Source organism: Streptomyces sp. NBC_00885 (assembly GCF_045207475.1).
Taxonomy (GTDB): Bacteria; Actinomycetota; Actinomycetes; order Streptomycetales; family Streptomycetaceae; genus Streptomyces.
Window position 1 is genome coordinate 3843104 of sequence record NZ_CP108796.1, and the last position, 18135, is coordinate 3861238.

14 protein-coding genes are annotated in these 18135 nt (G+C 69.6%); 7 read left to right on the forward strand and 7 right to left on the reverse strand.

Going from position 1 to position 18135, the window contains the following annotated elements; translation table 11 throughout:
* Positions 1 to 249: 249 nt before the first annotated feature.
* From OHA61_RS17325 to OHA61_RS17350, 6 genes are all read left to right on the forward strand, one after another.
* Positions 250 to 2598 carry a bifunctional SulP family inorganic anion transporter/carbonic anhydrase gene (locus tag OHA61_RS17325; protein WP_406303783.1) on the forward strand — a complete coding sequence of 783 codons (2349 nt, stop codon included), beginning with the start codon at positions 250 to 252 and terminating at the stop codon, positions 2596 to 2598.
* Between the two features lie 199 nt (positions 2599 to 2797).
* The gene (gene acs / locus OHA61_RS17330) at positions 2798 to 4753 is read left to right on the forward strand and encodes an acetate--CoA ligase (protein ID WP_406303784.1); all 1956 of its coding nucleotides are present in this window, start codon (positions 2798 to 2800) and stop codon (positions 4751 to 4753) included.
* Between the two features lie 297 nt (positions 4754 to 5050).
* The gene (gene nhaA, locus OHA61_RS17335; protein WP_406303785.1) at positions 5051 to 6448 is read left to right on the forward strand and encodes a Na+/H+ antiporter NhaA; all 1398 of its coding nucleotides are present in this window, start codon (positions 5051 to 5053) and stop codon (positions 6446 to 6448) included.
* Positions 6449 to 6511: 63 nt separating this feature from the next.
* Positions 6512 to 6961, forward strand: a complete 450-nt coding sequence (locus OHA61_RS17340; protein WP_406303786.1) for a phage holin family protein — start codon at positions 6512 to 6514, stop codon at positions 6959 to 6961.
* A 116-nt stretch (positions 6962 to 7077) separates the two neighbouring features.
* Positions 7078 to 8007 (forward strand): alpha/beta hydrolase, encoded by a 930-nt coding sequence (locus tag OHA61_RS17345; RefSeq protein WP_324975439.1) that lies wholly within the window; start codon positions 7078 to 7080, stop codon positions 8005 to 8007.
* 128 nt (positions 8008 to 8135) lie between these two features.
* A complete protein-coding gene (locus tag OHA61_RS17350; protein ID WP_324975437.1) occupies positions 8136 to 8324 on the forward strand; it encodes a hypothetical protein in 189 nt (62 codons plus the stop codon).
* A gap of 83 nt (positions 8325 to 8407) precedes the next feature.
* Here the strand turns inward: OHA61_RS17350 and OHA61_RS17355 are convergent, their stop codons facing one another.
* The 3 genes from OHA61_RS17355 to nth all read right to left on the reverse strand — a co-directional run bounded on the left by OHA61_RS17355 (position 8408) and on the right by nth (position 11291).
* A complete protein-coding gene (locus OHA61_RS17355) occupies positions 8408 to 9607 on the reverse strand; it encodes a MarP family serine protease (RefSeq protein ID WP_266481616.1) in 1200 nt (399 codons plus the stop codon).
* A 66-nt stretch (positions 9608 to 9673) separates the two neighbouring features.
* Entirely contained in the window at positions 9674 to 10384 is a 711-nt protein-coding gene (locus OHA61_RS17360) for a CoA pyrophosphatase (RefSeq protein WP_328673346.1), read from the reverse strand.
* A 64-nt stretch (positions 10385 to 10448) separates the two neighbouring features.
* Positions 10449 to 11291: an endonuclease III gene (gene nth / locus OHA61_RS17365; RefSeq protein ID WP_406303787.1), complete on the reverse strand. Its 843-nt coding sequence runs from the start codon at positions 11289 to 11291 to the stop codon at positions 10449 to 10451.
* 263 nt (positions 11292 to 11554) lie between these two features.
* Between nth and OHA61_RS17370 the strand changes: the two genes are divergently transcribed.
* The gene (locus OHA61_RS17370; protein ID WP_017947815.1) at positions 11555 to 12229 is read left to right on the forward strand and encodes a Crp/Fnr family transcriptional regulator; all 675 of its coding nucleotides are present in this window, start codon (positions 11555 to 11557) and stop codon (positions 12227 to 12229) included.
* 58 nt (positions 12230 to 12287) lie between these two features.
* On the opposite strand, the gene OHA61_RS17375 is transcribed toward OHA61_RS17370, so the two are convergent.
* The 4 genes from OHA61_RS17375 to OHA61_RS17390 form a co-directional block, all read right to left on the reverse strand.
* Complete coding sequence (locus OHA61_RS17375) at positions 12288 to 13172, reverse strand: prohibitin family protein (RefSeq protein WP_361907184.1); 885 nt, start codon at positions 13170 to 13172, stop codon at positions 12288 to 12290.
* Positions 13173 to 13310: 138 nt separating this feature from the next.
* The gene (locus OHA61_RS17380) at positions 13311 to 14141 is read right to left on the reverse strand and encodes an MBL fold metallo-hydrolase (RefSeq protein ID WP_361907186.1); all 831 of its coding nucleotides are present in this window, start codon (positions 14139 to 14141) and stop codon (positions 13311 to 13313) included.
* Positions 14142 to 14181: 40 nt separating this feature from the next.
* Positions 14182 to 15051: an NUDIX hydrolase gene (locus OHA61_RS17385; RefSeq protein WP_406303788.1), complete on the reverse strand. Its 870-nt coding sequence runs from the start codon at positions 15049 to 15051 to the stop codon at positions 14182 to 14184.
* A 96-nt stretch (positions 15052 to 15147) separates the two neighbouring features.
* Complete coding sequence (locus OHA61_RS17390) at positions 15148 to 18009, reverse strand: PQQ-dependent sugar dehydrogenase (protein WP_406303789.1); 2862 nt, start codon at positions 18007 to 18009, stop codon at positions 15148 to 15150.
* Positions 18010 to 18135 lie beyond the last annotated feature (126 nt).

Genomic DNA, 18135 nt, shown 5'->3' on the forward strand with positions numbered 1-18135 from the left:
ACGCATTGCCCATGGCGCCGTCAAGCTCGCATCGCGGTGGGTGGGGGAAGGGTGCGACGAGCCGCGTTCAAAGTACTAATCACCAGAACGGGTGAAATGCTGCCCCATTTGCCCCGAAAATAATGCCGCAGTCTTTACTCTGCATTACGATCCATTTACCGAGAGTTGAGAATCCCGCCGCTGCACGCCGTGACCCACGGCCGCGTCCCCACATTCCGCGACCGCGCTGCCCCGGAGGAGACGGGAACCATGTCTGCCTGCGCCCCCACTCGCACCGAAGGCCCCTTCCGCAAAACCCGAAAGCCCCGCACAACCCGAAAATCCCGACAGTCCCGAAAGAGCAAGGACCGCCCGCCCCACCGTTTCCGCATCGCGGGCGCCGATCTGTCCGCCTCGATCTCCGTCTTTCTGATCGCGCTGCCGCTCTCGCTCGGCATCGCGCTCGCCACCGGCGCCCCCCTCCAGGCCGGGCTGGTGGCCGCTGCCGTCGGCGGAATCGTCGCCGGCCGGCTCGGCGGAGCGCCGCTTCAGGTCAGCGGTCCCGCCGCCGGGCTGACCGTCGTCACCGCCGATCTGATCCAGCAGTACGGCTGGCGCACCACCTGCGCCATCACCGTCCTCGCCGGAATCGCCCAACTCGGGCTGGCCGCCCTGCGGGTGGCCCGCTCCGCTCTCGCCGTCAGCCCGGCGATCGTGCACGGCATGCTGGCCGGCATCGGCGTCACGATCGCCCTCGCACAACTCCATATCGTCCTCGGCGCCACCCCGCAGAGCTCCGCGATCGACAATGTCCGGTCCCTTCCGGCCCAGTTGGCCAACGTCCACCCGGCCGCGCTGTCGGCCAGCCTTCTGACCATTGCCGTACTGCTGGTGTGGGCGCGGATTCCCGGGCACGTGGGGCGAGTCGTACGGAAGATCCCGGCCGCACTCGCCGCAGTGGCAGGAGCGACCACGTTCGCCGTGGTCGCGGGGCTGAGCCTGCCGCGCGTCGATCTGCCGTCCTGGAGCAGCCATGCCCTGCCCGAGCTGCCCCAAGGGCCGGTACTCGGCATCCTCGCCGCCGTCCTCACCATCACCCTGGTGGCCAGCGTGGAATCGCTCCTGTCGGCGGTTGCCGTCGACAACCTGGTGTCTGCGCGCAAGGAGCCGGGCGACCGCATTCCGCGCGCCCGTCTCGACCGTGAGCTGGCGGGGCAGGGGGCTGCGAATGTCGTCGCCGGTGCGCTCGGCGGGCTGCCCGTCACCGGGGTCGCCGTCCGCAGCGCCGCCAATGTGTCCGCAGGCGCGGTGAGCCGGAACGCCACGATGCTGCACGGTCTGTGGATCACGGTCGCCGCACTCCTGCTGGTGCCCGTGCTCGATCTGATCCCGCTGGGCGCGCTGGCGGCGCTGGTGATGGTCGTGGGCGTACAGATGGTCAGCATCACGCATCTGCGCAGCGTGCGGCGGAACCGGGAGATCCTCGTGTACGCGGTGACGCTGGCGTCGGTCGTGCTCGCGGGCGTACTGGAAGGTGTGGCCATCGGAATCGCCGTGGCCGTCGCGGTGGCTCTGCGCCGGCTGACCCGGACCCGGATCACCACGGACGAGCGGGAGGGGGTCCACCTGGTGCGGGCGCGTGGCCAGTTGACGTTTCTGGCCGTGCCGCGGCTGAGCCGGACGCTGGGTCAGGTGCCCCAAGGAGCCCATTGTGTCGTCGAGTTGGACGGCTCCTTCATGGACCATGCGGCGTACGAGGCGCTGCACGGCTGGCAGGCCTCGCACGTCGCGCAGGGCGGGACGGTGGAGTTCACCGGCCGGGCCGGGGGGCGGATCAGCGAGTCGGCCTCCGAGACGCACGGTTGCTGCCGCCCCTGGACTCCCTGGCGCAATCATCACTGCAGCGACGGCCGCCCCCGGCAGGCGTACGCGCATCAACTGGCCAGCGGACTCAGCTCGTTCCAGCGCAATACGGCCCCGCTCGTGCGCGACGAGCTGGCGCGGCTGGCGCGCGAGGGGCAGCGCCCCTCGCAGCTCTTCCTCACATGCGCCGACTCCCGGCTGGTCACCAGCATGATCACAGCCAGTGGGCCGGGCGATCTGTTCACCGTACGCAATGTGGGAAATCTGGTTCCGCTGCCCGGGGCGGAGAGCAGCGACGATTCGGTGGCCGCGGCCATCGAGTACGCCGTCGATGTGCTGGAGGTCGACTCGATCACCATCTGCGGCCACTCCGGCTGCGGCGCGATGCAGGCGCTGCTGAACGGACCGCCCGCAAGCGTCCAGACCCCTCTGCGGCGCTGGCTGCGGCACGGGCAGCCGAGCCTTGAGCGGATGAGGAGCAGGCACCGTTCCTGGGCGAGGATCTCCGGGCGGATGCCCACCGACGCGGTGGAGCAGCTGTGTCTGACCAATGTGGTCCAGCAGTTGGAGCATCTGCGCGCCCACGAATCGGTGGCCAGGCGGCTCGCCGAAGGGACGCTGGAGCTGCACGGCATGTACTTCCATGTCGGCGAGGCTCAGGCGTATCTCCTCGCGAGCAGCGACGAGCACGAGATCGACGAGGTCTTCGACCGGGTCGCACCTGCTCCTTCGGCGCTGCAGGAGTTGCGCGCCTGAACCGCTCGTCGGCCCCGTACGTGAGACCGTATGGCCCCTCTTTCCCGCCGCCCGGGGAGGAGGGGCCACCCATTGTTTCACCACAGGCTCAATAGGTCTAAACCAATTTCCGGATGGCTCTTGTCACCTGGCCCTCTGGCTGATGAGCTATGGCTTGGGACACATAGGCACATAGGACGCCCTGGGAAAGGGAGATGTCGTGAGTAACGAAAGCCTGGCCAACCTGCTCAAGGAAGAGCGGCGGTTCGCACCGCCGGCGGAGCTGGCCGCGCACGCCAACGTGACGGCGGAGGCGTACGAGCAGGCCGAGGCTGACAGGCTTGGCTTCTGGGCCGAGCAGGCGAGGCGGCTCAGCTGGGCCACCGAACCGACCGAGACCCTCGACTGGTCCAACCCGCCCTTCGCGAAGTGGTTCGCGGACGGCACGCTGAACGTCGCGTACAACTGCGTGGACCGCCATGTCGAAGCGGGCAACGGCGACCGGGTCGCCATCCACTTCGAGGGCGAGCCCGGCGACAGCCGCGCGATCACCTACGCCGAGCTCAAGGACGAGGTCAGCCGCGCCGCGAACGCGTTGACCGAGCTCGGCGTCAGCAAGGGCGACCGCGTCGCCGTCTACATGCCGATGATCCCCGAGACGGTCGTGGCGATGCTGGCCTGCGCCCGCATCGGCGCCGCGCACTCGGTGGTCTTCGGCGGCTTCTCGGCCGACGCGCTCGCGACCCGTATCCAGGACGCCGACGCCAAGGTCGTCATCACGGCCGACGGCGGCTACCGGCGCGGCAAGCCGGCCGCACTCAAGCCGGCCGTGGACGACGCGATCGACCGCGTCGACAACGTCGAGCACGTCCTCGTGGTGCGCCGAACCGGCCAAGACGTCGCCTGGACCGAGGGCCGCGACGCGTGGTGGCACGAGCTCGTCGAGCGCCAGTCCGCCGAGCACACACCCGAGGCCTTCGACGCCGAGCACCCGCTGTTCATCCTCTACACCTCGGGTACGACGGGTAAGCCGAAGGGCATCCTGCACACCTCCGGCGGCTACCTCACCCAGGCGGCGTACACCCACCACGCCGTCTTCGACCTCAAGCCGGAGACGGACGTGTACTGGTGCACGGCCGACGTCGGCTGGGTGACCGGCCACTCGTACATCGCGTACGGGCCGCTCGCCAACGGCGCGACCCAGGTCATGTACGAGGGCACGCCCGACACGCCGCACCAGGGCCGCTTCTGGGAGATCGTGCAGAAGTACGGCGTCACCATCCTGTACACGGCGCCGACCGCGATCCGCACGTTCATGAAGTGGGGAGACGACATCCCCGCCAAGTTCGACCTGTCCTCGCTGCGGGTGCTCGGATCGGTCGGCGAACCGATCAACCCGGAGGCCTGGATGTGGTACCGGGAGCACATCGGCGGCAACCGCTGCCCGATCGTGGACACCTGGTGGCAGACCGAGACCGGCGCCATGATGATCAGCCCCCTGCCCGGCGTCACCGCCACCAAGCCCGGCTCCGCCCAGCGCGCCCTGCCCGGCATCGCGGCCACCGTCGTCGACGACGAGGCCAACGAGGTTCCGGACGGAGGCGGCGGCTACCTGGTGCTGACCGAGCCGTGGCCGTCGATGCTCCGCACCATCTGGGGCGACGACCAGCGCTTCATCGACACGTACTGGTCGCGCTTCGCGGGCAAGTACTTCGCGGGCGACGGCGCCAAGAAGGACGACGACGGCGACATCTGGCTGCTGGGGCGCGTCGATGACGTGATGCTCGTGTCCGGGCACAACATCTCGACGACCGAGGTGGAGTCGGCGCTGGTCTCGCACCCGAAGGTCGCCGAGGCGGCGGTCGTCGGCGCCGCGGACGAGACGACGGGTCAGGCCATCGTGGCGTTCGTGATCCTGCGGGGTACGGCGAGCGAGGACGAGAACCTGGTGAACGACCTGCGCAACCACGTCGGCGCGACGCTCGGGCCGATCGCCAAGCCGAAGCGCGTACTGCCGGTGGCGGAGCTGCCGAAGACCCGCTCGGGCAAGATCATGCGGCGACTGCTGCGGGATGTCGCGGAGAACCGGCAGCTGGGCGATGTCACGACACTCACGGACTCGTCGGTGATGGACCTGATCCAGACGAAGCTGCCCACGGCGGCGAGCGAGGACTGATCCAGGGGCCTGGGGGAGGGTCCGGCCGCGTGTGGCCGGACCCTCCCCTCGTGTCCGTGCCGGGGCGGGCCCGGACGCCCCCGGACGCGGTGACTCCGTGCCGCGGGCTCTCGCAACCGCCCCTGACAGCGCGACGCGTGTCCTATATGCCCCTTAAAGTGAGCCTCACCGGATACGCCCTTGCGCTCTTAGGTAAACTAAGGACCGCGTCAATGACGCAGCAAGAAAACCTAGGTGCGCCGGGAAGTCTGGTCGGCATGTGCTCTGCCCTGCCCACCCGACCGGAGGTCCCCCGACGTGGCCGCGCCCACCTCCACCCCCCGCAAGTTCCTCGGACGTCTCTCCCTCCCCGAGCGGACATTCGTCGCGGACGCACTGCGGGCCGAGACCGTGGGCGGTGTCCTTCTTCTCGTCGCCGCCGTCGCCGCACTCATCTGGGCCAACACCCCCCTGGGTGACAGCTATGAGTCCGTACGCGACTTCCACATAGGCCCCTCCGCCCTCGGCCTCGATCTCTCGATCGAGCACTGGGCCGCCGACGGACTGCTCGCCCTCTTCTTCTTCGTCGCCGGGATCGAGCTCAAGCGGGAACTCGTGGCCGGGGAGCTGCGTGAACCCAAGGCCGCCGCGCTGCCCGTGATCGCCGCGGTCTGCGGGATGGCCATGCCCGCGCTCGTCTATCTCGTCGTCACCACCGCCGGCGGCGGTTCCACCGAGGGCTGGGCCGTACCGACCGCCACCGACATCGCTTTCGCGCTCGCCGTCCTCGCGGTCATCGGCACCTCGCTGCCCTCCGCGCTGCGCGCGTTCCTGCTCACCCTCGCCGTCGTCGACGATCTCTTCGCGATCCTGATCATCGCCGTCTTCTTCACCGACGAGCTGAACTTCGCGGCGCTGGGCGGTGCCGTCGTCGGCCTCGGTGTCTTCTGGCTGCTCCTGCACAAGGGCGTGCGCGGCTGGTACGTGTACGTCCCGATGGCCCTCGTCATCTGGGGGCTGACGTACAACAGCGGCATCCACGCCACCATCGCCGGTGTCTCCATGGGCCTGATGCTGCGCTGCACCAGGCGCGAGGGGGAGGAGCACTCCCCCGCCGAGCACATCGAGCACCTGGTACGGCCGCTCTCCGCGGGACTCGCCGTACCGCTGTTCGCGCTCTTCTCCGCGGGAGTGGTCGTCTCCGGCGACCTGCTCACCGACGTCTTCACCAAGCCGGAACCCCTCGGCGTCGTCCTCGGCCTGGTGGTCGGCAAGACCCTCGGCATCTTCGGCGGCACCTGGCTCGCCGCCCGCTTCACCCGGGCGGAGCTCAATGAGGATCTGGCCTGGCCGGACGTCTTCGCCGTCGCCGCGCTCGCCGGAATCGGCTTCACCGTCTCCCTTCTCATCGCCGAACTCGCCTTCGCGGGCAGCCCGGTACTCACCGAGGAGGTCAAGGCCGCCGTCCTCATGGGCTCCCTGATCGCCGCCGTGTTCGCCGCGATTCTGCTCAAATTGCGCGTACGGAAGTACAACGCGCTCGTCGAGGCGGAGGAACGCGACGATGACCAGGACGGCATCCCGGACATCTATGAACAGGACAACCCGGAATACCACCTTCGGATGGCTGCGATCTATGAGGAGAAGGCCGCGGAGCACCGTCGCAAGGCCGAACTGGCGGGGGCGTCGCACGAGGGCGGCGACGGTCCGGCATGATCTGACATCGGAACTGAGATCGGAACTGACATCGGATCCGCCGATGAGGAGAGGGAGTCAGCGATGAGCGACCCCGGCAACACCGCGGCGAACGTCGTCGGCGCCGAGCGCAGTCTCGGCCAGCTGGTCGCCTCGGCGACCGCCGAGATGTCCGCGCTCGTGCACGACGAGATCGCCCTGGCCAAGGCGGAACTGCGGCAGGACGTCATGCGGGGCGTGATGGGCGGTGTGGCCTTCACCGTCGCAGGAGTGTTCGTGCTCTTCTCGCTGCCGGTGCTGAGCTTCGCGGCGGTGTACGGGATCCACAATCTGGGTCTCGGCCTGGCGTGGTCGTTCCTGATCGTGGGCGGTGCGTATCTGCTGCTCGCGGCGCTGCTCGCGCTGCTGGCCGTGGCCAAGTTCAAAAAGGTCAAGCCGCCGGAGAAGACCATCGCGTCGGCCAAACAGACGGCCGCCGTACTGCAGGGCGTCAAGCCGCACACCCGCCCGGCGCAGGACAAGGTCGCGGCCTGAGGACCACGGTCGCGGGGCCGTGAGCACCGGCGGAGCATCCCCTGGGTCCCGCCCGTCGCTCCCCCTCGGGTGGGCATGGCGACCGAGGGGTGCTCGGGTGTGGCACGCTCGTCTGCATGACGGCCCCTGATACCGGTTCTGGAAGCCCCGTACGCATCGATGGTCCCTGGACTCATCGCGACGTGGCGGCCAATGGTGCGCGCTTCCATATCGCCGAGATGGGCGATGGGCCGCTGGTGTTGCTGCTGCACGGCTTTCCGCAGTTCTGGTGGACCTGGCGGCATCAGCTGACCGCGCTCGCCGACGCCGGGTTCCGGGCAGTTGCGATGGATTTGCGGGGAGTGGGCGGAAGCGACCGTACGCCGCGGGGTTACGACCCCGCGAACCTCGCGCTCGACATCACCGGCGTGGTGCGCTCGCTCGGCGAGCCGGACGCGGCGCTGGTGGGCCACGACCTCGGCGGCTATCTGGCGTGGACCGCGGCGGTGATGCGGCCCAAGCTGGTGCGCCGGCTCGCGGTCTCCTCGATGCCGCACCCCCGGCGCTGGCGGTCGGCGATGCTCTCCGACTTCTCGCAGAGCCGGGCGGGCTCGTACATCTGGGGCTTCCAGCGGCCGTGGATTCCGGAGCGTCAGCTCGTCGCGGACGACGCGGCCTTGGTGGGCCGGCTCATCCAGGACTGGTCCGGGCCGCAACTGCCGGAGGAGGACGCGATCGACGTCTACCGGCGGGCGATGAGCATCCCGTCGACGGCGCACTGCTCGATCGAGCCGTACCGGTGGATGGTGCGGTCGATGGCGCGGCCGGACGGGATCCAGTTCAACCGCCGGATGAAACGCCCGGTGCGGGTCCCGACGCTGCATCTGCACGGGTCGCTGGACCCGGCGATGCGGACGCGCAGCGCGGCGGGCTCGGGCGAGTACGTGGAAGCGCCGTACCGCTGGCGACTGTTCGACGGCCTCGGCCACTTTCCGCACGAGGAGGATCCGGCGGGGTTCTCCAAGGAGCTCATCGCCTGGCTCAAGGACCCGGAACCCGACCGCTAGCCCGGCGGGTGGCTCTGCACCCACATCCCTGAACGCTTGTACGACGAACAGCCAATTGCCCGGCGCATAGGCCAATTGGCCGCCCCGGGCGCGGTTACCGACCATGGGGCACGGGCACACGTCGGTGTATGGGCTGGACGTACGACTACGGTGACGCAGCACGCAACCGCCGCTCGGCCAATGGGCCGGTCACCCGCGAGAGGGGTGGCTCCCAAGGTGAGGGCCATGAGCATCCCGGGCAGGGGATCGGCATTCCACGCATCCTGCGGCGCCGGGCCCGATGGGTCTCGGCGCGGCTGCGGCATACCCGCGGCTGACGGTCCAGGCGGCTCAGGGCCGGCCCGTACGGCTCCTCGTACGGCCTAACGCCGTCCCGCACAGAACCCCGTACGGCTGAGGGCTACAGCGCGCACCCCTGGCTGTCGACCTGCTGGTTCGCGGTCAGGCCGAACGAGATGTCCTCGCGGATCTCGTCGACCGACAGCGCGTATCCGGTGTTCGGGTCGTCCAGCGAACGGGCGAAGATCACGCCGTACACCCTGCCGTCGGGCGTGAGCAGCGGGCCGCCGGAGTTGCCCTGACGGACCGTCGTGAACAGCGAGTAGACATCACGGCGCACCGTGCCGCGGTGGTAGATGTCCGGGCCGTTGGCGTTGATCCGGCCGCGGACACGGGCCGAGCGCACGTCGTACGAGCCGTTCTCCGGGAAGCCCGCGACGATCGCGCTGTTGCCGCTGCGGGCGTCGGTGTCGGCGAACTGGAGCGGCCGCGCCTTCAGATCGGGCACGTCCAGTACGGCGATGTCGCGCTGCCAGTCGTAGAGCACGACCTTCGCGTCGTACAGCTTGCCCTCGCCGCCGATCTGGACGGTCGGCTCGTCGACGCCGCCGACGACATGGGCATTGGTCATCACGCGGCGGTCGGAGAAGACGAAGCCCGTGCCTTCGAGCACCTTGCCGCAGCTCTGGGCCGTGCCGACGACCTTGACGATGGACCGCTGGGCGCGTGCGGCCACCGGGCTGCCCGCGAGCGCCGGGTCGGGCGCCTGGACCTCCGTGATGGGCTCGTTCGAGAACGGGCTGAAGACCTGCGGGAAGCCGTTCTGCGCGAGAACGGAGGAAAAGTCCGTGAACCAGGTGTTGGCCTGACTGGGCATCACCCGGGAGACCCCGAGCAGCACCTTGGAGCTGCGGACCTCCTTGCCGAGCGTCGGCAGGGCGGTCCCGGCGAGTGCGGAACCGATCAGCCACGCGACCAGCAGCATCGCCACGACGTTGACCAGCGCGCCCCCGGTCGCGTCCAGGGCACGCGCGGGCGTCCAGGTGATGTACCGGCGGAGTTTGTTGCCGAGGTGCGTGGTGAAGGCCTGCCCCACCGAGGCGCAGACGATCACGATGACGACGGCCACGACCGCTGCTGTGGTGGACACGTCGGAATCGTTCGTCAGCTGGCCCCAGAGCACGGGCAGCAGATACACGGCGACGAGACCGCCACCGAGGAAACCGATCACCGAAAGGATGCCGACGACGAAACCCTGTCGGTAGCCGACGATCGCGAACCACACGGCGGCGACCAGCAACAGAATGTCCAGCACGTTCACCGTCATTTGCCTCGCAGATTCGTCGGCGCCTGCTCCGTCCGGCTGGAGCGGCTGGGGTTCAGCCTGTCATGAGCGCCAGTCGAGCGGGACCTGCTTGGCGCGGTCCCATGGTCGTTCCCATCCGGCGAAATGCAGAATGCGGTCGATCACACCCGCGGTAAAACCCCAGACCAGAGCCCCCTCGACCATAAAGGCCGGACCGCTGTGTCCGCTCGGGTGCACGGCCGTCGCACGGTTGGCCGGGTCCGTGAGATCCACCACGGGCACGGTGAAGACCCGGGCGGTCTCGGCGGGGTCGACCGCTCCGACCGGGCTCGGGGTGCGCCACCATCCCAGTACGGGCGTGACGACGAAACTGCTCACCGGGATGTAGAGCTTGGGCAGCACGCCGAAGATCTGGACGCCCGCCGGGTCGAGGCCGGTCTCCTCCTCGGCCTCGCGCAGCGCGGCGCGCAGTGGCCCGGTGGTGGCCGGATCGCCGTCCTCGGGATCGAGCGCACCGCCGGGGAAGGAGGGCTGCCCGGGATGGGAGCGCAGGCTCCCGGCACGCTCCATGAGCAGCAGCTCGGGCCCCTTGTCGCCCTCGCCGAGCAGGATCAGGACGGCGGACTGCCGGCCGCGGCCGCTCTCGGGCGGCAGAAAACGGCTGAGCTGCTCGGGCTCGACGGTGTCCGCGGCACGCACGACGGGGTCGAGCCATGCGGGCAGACCGTCGGTGGTGACGACCACCTCGTGGTCGTAGTTCTGCTCGTACGTCTCTTCTCCTGCGCGCATCATCGGCACCCCTCGTTCACAACGCCTCGGGGCGCGTGGATGGTTCCGTCGCTCCGTCTCAGGGACGTCACCCGCCCGCCCCGAGCGGCGGGGCCGGCTTGCCCGGGTAGTCCGGGGGCGGGTTGAGGCGCTGGCCGGGCTGGCCGCCCTTCTCGTACTTGAGCAGCTTCTTCGCCTTCTCGGGGTCCGTCTCGCCCTCTCCGTACGCCGGGCACAGGTGTGCGATCGGGCAGACGCCGCAGGCGGGCTTGCGGGCGTGGCACATACGGCGGCCGTGGAAGATCACCCGGTGCGAGAGCATCGTCCACTCGCTCTTGGGGAAGATCGCGGCCATCTCCGCCTCGATCTTCACCGGGTCCTCCTGCTCGGTGAGCTTCCAGCGGCGCACAAGGCGCTGGAAGTGGGTGTCGACGGTGATGCCGGGCACTCCGAACGCATTGCCGAGGACGACGAACGCCGTCTTGCGGCCCACTCCCGGCAGTTTCACCAGGTCGTCGAGGCGGCCGGGGACCTTGCCGCCGAAGTCGTCACGGATCGCGGCCGCGAGGCCCATGATCGACTTGGTCTTGGCCCGGAAGAACCCTGTCGGGCGGATGAGCTCCTCGACCTCCTCCGGATTCGCGGCGGCGAGGTCCTCGGGCCTCGGGTACTTCGCGAAGAGCGCGGGCGTGGTCTGGTTCACCCGCAGGTCCGTCGTCTGGGCGGACAGGACCGTGGCGACGAGCAGCTCGAAGGGGTTGGTGAAGTCCAGCTCCGGGTGGGCGTACGGATAGACCTCGGCGAGCTCCCGATTGATCCGGCGCGCGCGGCGGACCATGGCCAGCCGCGATTCCAGTTTGGGCGATTTGCCCGTTCTCTTAGGGCCGAGCGAGGGTTGTTCGCCCACAGCGGAATTCTGCTTTCCGGACACGCTCCCAGCCCCCTTGGCCTGCGCTCTCACCGGCGAATTGGACACCCGGTCAGCCTACGGGCCGGCACTGACATCCGCCCCGGTCACAGCCAATCAGGACCCAATCGGGCCCCTGCCGCACGAACAGGCGCTCCAGTGCGTCAGACTTGGTGTGATTGATCGCACGGTTTTACGGCCAGGGATCCGACCTGCGCCCGCACCTCGGGTGCGCGGTCCGGCATCATGGGCCACGGTCCCTGAGCAGGTCGACAAGGAGAGAACACGTGGACGACGTTCTGCGGCGCGCCCCGCTCTTCGCGGCGCTCGATGACGAGCAGGCCGCGGAGCTCCGCGCCTCGATGAGTGAAGTGACGCTCGCCCGCGGCGACGCGCTCTTCCACGAGGGCGACCCCGGCGACCGCCTCTACGTGGTAACCGAAGGCAAGGTCAAGCTCCACCGCACGTCCCCCGACGGCCGCGAGAACATGCTCGCCGTCCTCGGCCCGGGCGAGCTCATCGGCGAGCTGTCCCTCTTCGACCCCGGCCCGCGCACCGCCACCGCCACCGCGCTGACCGAGGTGAAGCTCCTCGGCCTCGGCCACGGCGATCTGCAGCCCTGGCTGAACGCCCGGCCGGAGGTGGCCACCGCGCTGCTGCGCGCCGTCGCCCGCAGGCTGCGCAAGACCAACGACCAGATGTCCGACCTGGTCTTCTCCGACGTACCGGGCCGTGTGGCCCGTGCGCTCCTCGACCTGTCGCGCCGCTTCGGCGTGCAGTCGGAGGAGGGCATTCACGTCGTCCACGACCTGACCCAGGAAGAGCTCGCCCAGCTGGTCGGCGCCTCCCGCGAGACCGTGAACAAGGCGCTGGCCGACTTCGCGCAGCGCGGCTGGCTGCGGCTGGAGGCGCGGGCCGTGATCCTGCTGGACGTGGAGCGCCTCGCCAAGCGCTCGCGCTGAGTCATCTCGTACGGGAAGGGCCGCCCCCACCGGGAGCGGCCCTTCGCGCATGTCTGCGTCAGTTCTTGGTGCCGTCCACGATCAGCGGGTTGGCGCTGCCGCCGCCGCAGGGCACCGCGTACACCGGGTGCTTCGCCGCCGCCTCCTTGAAGGCGTCGATGCACTGGTTGGTCAGCACCTTGTCGGTGAGCGAGTCGTTCAGGATCTTGTTGGCCTTGGCGATGCCCTCGGCCTCGATCCGGCGGCGCTCGGCCTCCGCCTTGGCGGTGCGTGCCGCTTCCGTCGCCCGCTCGGTCGCCTGCTGCTGCTGGATCTTGCGGTCGATCTGGTCCTGGAGCCGGTCGGACGGCTTCACATTGCGCAGATTGACGGTGGTGACGTCGATCCCGCGCGGGGCGAGCCGCTCCTTGATCCGGTCGGCGATCTCGCTGTTGATCGTCTCCCGGGCCGAGCTGTAGCCCTCTTCGCTGGTGTGGCGGGCGAAGACGTTACGGACGATCTCCCGGCTGTCCGGGAAGACCAGGCGCTGCTGAATCGCGTCCTCGCTGCCCGCGAGCCGGTACAGCTCGACGGCCTTGGCGGGGGTCACCGCCCACTTCACGGTGAGCTCCACGTACATCACACCGCCCTGCGAGGAGCGCACCTCGACCACGTCCTTGTCGGAGAGGCTGAGGTCCACGGGGCGGGTGGAGAAGGTCGTGACGTTGGTGAACGGCGAGGTGATGTTCATCCCCGGCGTCATGGGCGAACCGACCTTGCCGAAGGTGACCGGGACGCCGACCTCATAGGCGCTGATGACATGCACACAGCTGGCGATCCCCGCGAAGAGGCCCGCGAGCAGGGCTCCGAGCGCGCCGAGCTTGAGCCCGCGCTTTTCGCTGCCGCGGCCGACGAAGAACAGCACGGCTGCCGCGATGACGAGCAGGATGAAGAGCACGAACACGCTGGTCCCCCCAGGAACGGTGTCGATAAGTAAGCGGAGCGTAAAGCACAGGCCAATGAAGCCGACGCCTGGGGGCCTGTCGGCGGTTTCCGCCCCGAACACAATTCAGATCAGGACAGGACTCAGTTCAGGACGGGTTCAGATCAGGCCGTGCTCGCGCAGATACTCCAGCTGCGCCCGCACCGACAGCTCCGCCGCAGGCCACAGCGACCTGTCCACGTCCGCGTACACCTGTGCCACCACATCGGCCGCGGTGACATGCCCGTCCTCGACGGCCGTCTCCACCTGGGCGAGGCGGTGCGCCCGGTGGGCCAGATAGAACTCGACCGCGCCCTGTGCGTCGTCGAGTACGGGCCCGTGGCCCGGCAGGACCGTGTGCACGCCGTCGTCGACCGTGAGCGAGCGCAGCCTGCGCAGTGAGTCGAGGTAGTCGCCGAGCCGCCCGTCCGGGTGGGCGACGACCGTCGTTCCGCGCCCGAGGATCGTGTCGCCGGTCAGTACGGCCCTGTCGGCCGGCAGATGGAAGCAGAGCGAGTCGGCGGTGTGGCCGGGCGTGGGGACGACCCGCATTTCGAGGCCGCCGACCCGGATCACGTTGCCCGCCGCGAGCCCCTCGTCGCCGAGCCGCAGCGCGGGGTCGAGGGCGCGGACCTTCGTACCCGTCAGCTCCGCGAACCGGGCGGCGCCCTCCGCGTGATCGGGGTGGCCGTGGGTGAGCAGGGTCAGGGCGACCCGCTTGCCCGCCTTCTCGGCGGTCGCGACGACGCTCTGCAGGTGGCCTTCGTCGTCGGGGCCCGGGTCGATGACGACGGCGAGTTCGGAGTCGGGCTCGGAGACGATCCAGGTGTTCGTGCCGTCGAGGGTCATGGCGGAGGCATTGGGCGCGAGGACGTTCACGGCGCGCGCGGTGGCGGGCCCCGAGAGCACGCCCCCGCGCGGCTGCCCGGGCAGAGCGGCTGCTTCGGTCATCGCGCACCTCCGGCACGCCGCCGTATCGCGGCGTTCTCCGTCATCGCGAGCCCTCCGTCGGGATGTGCTTGGTGAACTCGTCGTGCCCCGGCCAGCTCAGCACGAGCTGCCCCTGGTCGTCCAGCCGTGCCTGGGCCAGTACGGGAGTGAGGTCCTGCTCCCCGGCGGCGGCGAGCGCGTCCGCGGCCGCCCGGTAGGGCTCCAGCGCCCTCAGCGTGGCGATCGTGGGCGGCATCATCAGCAGATCGCCCTTGTCATAGCCCGTGGCCCCTTCGGCCGGGCGGATCCAGACGGTGCGGTCCGCCTCCGTCGACGCGTTCCGCGTCCGCTGGCCCTCGGGCAGGGCTGCCACGAAGAACCAGGTGTCGTAGCGCCGCGGCTCGAACTCGGGGGTGATCCACCGCGCCCACGCGCCAAGGAGGTCCGAGCGCAGCACCAGGCCCCGCCGGTCCAGAAAGTCCGCGAAGGAGAGCTCCCGCTCCACCAGCGCCCGCCGGTCGGCCTCCCAGTCGTCGCCCGTCGTGTCGCCGACGACCGTGCCGGGCGTCTCGCCCGCGAGCAGGACGCCCGCCTCCTCGTACGTCTCGCGCACGGCCGCGCACACGATGGCCTGGGCCGATGCCTGGTCCACTCCGAGACGGCCGGCCCAGGTCTCCAGCGAGGGACCCGCCCAGCGCACCAGATGGTCGTGGTCGCGCGGGTCGACGCCGCCGCCGGGATATGCGTACGCGCCTCCGGCGAAGGCCATGGAGGCGCGTCGGCGCAGCATGTGGACGGCGGGGCCGTCCGCGGTGTCGCGCAACAGCATCACGGTCGCGGCCCGCTTCGGCGTCACGGCGGTGAGTTCACCCCTCGCGAGTGCGCGAATCCGGTCCGGCCACTCCGGCGGGTACCACTGACCATTGGACATGGCCGGAGGCTATCCGCTCTCGTCGGGATGTTCGAGGGGCGGCCGTGCGTGCCGCCCCCCGAAACCGCCCCCGGGACCGGGCGTCGGTACCCGTGCTCAGGTGCCGGCGTTGGAGTTGCCGCGGAGCTTCACGTTCGCGGTACTCGCGTTCTTGATCGCCGTTTCGATCTGGGCCATCGACGAACCCGAGCCGATCCCCGGCACGGTCGTCGAGTTCACCGCGTACAGCGTGAAGGTGTACGGATGCGTCGAGCCTCCGGGGCACGGCCCGAAGAACTTCTGCGCGTTCGCCCCGCTGCCCATGGCCTTCTGCCTGGCGCCGTTCTGGCCGGGGACGTCGAAGCCGGATCCGAGACCCTCGGGGAGGGAGAGCCTGGCCGCCGGGATGTCCCAGATCGCCCAGTGCAGCTTGTTTCCGCTGCCTGCGACGTCGGCGAAGACGATGGCGTAGCTCCTCGCCCCGGAGCTTCCCGCGCCCCAGGCCAGCGGCGGCGACGGATCCTGGCCCGCCGTGCCGTCCCCGGCGCAGGTGTACTTCGCCGGGATGGTGGCGTTGTCGTTGAAGGCACTGCTGGTCAGCTTGAACTCGCCGGGCTGCGGACTGCCGCCCGAGTAGACGATGTCGATCAATAGGACCCGGTCGTTGCCCGCCGTGCCGTCCTTGTCGGTCGACGTGGTGAGCCAGATGTCGCCGTCGTGGTCGACCTCGACGGTGCGCAGCCGGTCGTAGGTGCCCTGGAAGTACGTCTTCTGCTCGACCAGGTTGGAGTTGGCGTCGATGCGCAGCCGGTAGACGCGCTCGCCGACGGTGGTGGCGACGAAGACGTGGTCGTTGATGATGGTCAGGCCGCTGGGTGAGGCCGAGGACGTGGGCCAGGTCTTCTTCGGTGCGATGTAGCCGGAGCAACTTCCGCTGGTGCCCTCGCAGTTGGGCCAGCCGTAGTTGCCGCCCTTCTGGATCAGGTTGACCTCGTCCATGATGCTGTTGCCGAACTCGGCCTGCCACAGGCGGCCCTGGGAGTCGAAGTCCAGTCCCTGCGGGTTGCGGTGGCCGAGCGACCAGACGGCGTTGCCGAAGGGGTTGTCCGACGGGACGGTGCCGTCGGGGTTGATACGAAGGATCTTGCCGTTGAGCGAGTTCTTGTCCTGAGCCCGGCTGCCGCTCTGGGCGTCGCCCATCGACGCGTACAGCTTGCCGTCCGGACCGAAGCGGAGCCGTCCGCCGTTGTGGAATCGGCTCTTCTCCATGCCCTGGAGCAGGATCTTGTAGTCGCTGAGCGCGTTGTTCTCGTACTTCATCCGCACGATGCGGTTGCCCTCGGAAGCGGAGTGGGTGAAGTAGAGATGGTGGTCCGTCGTGAAGCTCGGGCTGATCTCGATGCCGAGCAGACCGCCCTCACCGCCCGTGCCGACCACGCCCGGGACCTTGCCGATCAGCGTCTTCTGGCCCGACTTGGTGAGCCGGTAGACGTTGAAGGTGTTCCGCTCGGTGTAGATGCCGGAGCCGTCGGGGAGGAAGCCCATGCCCCAGGCCACGTCCACGCCGCCGGCGAGCGTGGAGACGGTGCCCGGGTCGGGGACGCCGCCCGGCTGGCTGCCGCCGGTCGTGACGGTGATCTCCGGTCCGAACCCGGACTTGTTGCCCTTCAGGTCGAAGGCCCTCACCTTGAATGTGTACGCGGTGTTGGCCTTCAGGCCGGCGATGGTCGTCGACGTGGAGTCTGAGGTTCCGGCGGCCGCGCCGTCGCGGTAGATGTCGTACCCGGTGACCTTCACATTGTCCGTGGAGGGGTTCCAGGCGAGGTCGACGCTGGTGGCGGTCTTTCCGGTGGAACGCAGGTTGCCCGGGACGCTCGGCGCCTCGCTGTCCGGCGGGGCGGGCAGGGTGGCGATGGTGACGGCGTTGCTCGCGGCCGAGACATTGGCCGCGGCGTCACGGGCGAAGACCGTCCAGTCGTACGAGGTCTCGGGGTTGAGGCCTTCCACGGTGGCGGCGAGCGCGCTGCCGTCGACGCTCTTCATCAGCTGGCCGTGCTGGTAGATGTCGTAGCCGGTGACCTTGACGTTGTCGGTGGACGGGTCCCAGGCCAGCGAGACGGTGCTCGCCGTCGGCTCCTTGTCCTTGCGCAGATTGGCGGGCGGGGTCGGCTTCTCGGTGTCGGCCGGGCCGCTCGCGGTCACGGTGAGCTTGTCCAGGTTGGGGCCGTCGCCCGCGGAGGTGGTGGCGCGGATCTTGTTGGAGCCCGCCTTGAGCGCCGCGTTGGCACTGACGGTCTTCCAGGTGGTCCAGGCGCCGGTGGCGGGGAAGGCGAGGTCGTCGGCGACCGAGGTGCCGTTCACCGTGATGTCCATCGCACGGCTCGCGGTGGAGCCGTTGGCGTAGCGGAAGTCCAGCTTGGCGGCCGCGGCCTGCGCGGAATCGACGGTGAACTCCACAGAGGCGCCCGCCACTGGCTGGAAGTTGACGAAGCCGGTGCCGGAGTACCCGGCGTGGTTGGACTCGACGGCGCCCTGGGAGATCGTCCCGGACTCGGCCTCGTAGTCGGTGCCTGCCTGGCCGTCGGCGGGAGTGACGTCGATGAAGTCCAGGTTGGGGCCGCCCTCGGCGGCGGTGGCGGCGGCGCGGACGGCGTTGGTGCCCGCCTTGAGCGTGACCGTGGTGGTCACGGTGGACCAGGTGGTCCAGGCTCCGGTGGGCTGGAAGGCCAGATTGGCCGCGGCGACGCTGCCGTTGACCGATATGTTCAGCGGGCGGTTGCCGGTGGTGCCGTTGGCGAAGCCGAGGGCCAGGGTGGCGCTGCCCGCGGCGGGGGCGTCCACGGTGAACTCGACATAACCGCCGGCCACATTGGTGTAGTTGACGAAGCCGGTGCCGGAGAAGCCGGTGTGGTTGGACTCGACGGCGCCCTGGGAGACGGTTGCCGATTCGGCTTCGTAGCGGACGGGTGCGGCGTTCACGGTCGTTCGGGCGGTGGGCTGGGCAGTGCTCAGGGCCGGAAGGGCCACGGTTAACGCTGCGGTGGCCGCGGCCACGAGGGCGGCGCAGACCGATCTGCGCGACCGGTGGGGGGTTGGTGCCACGGA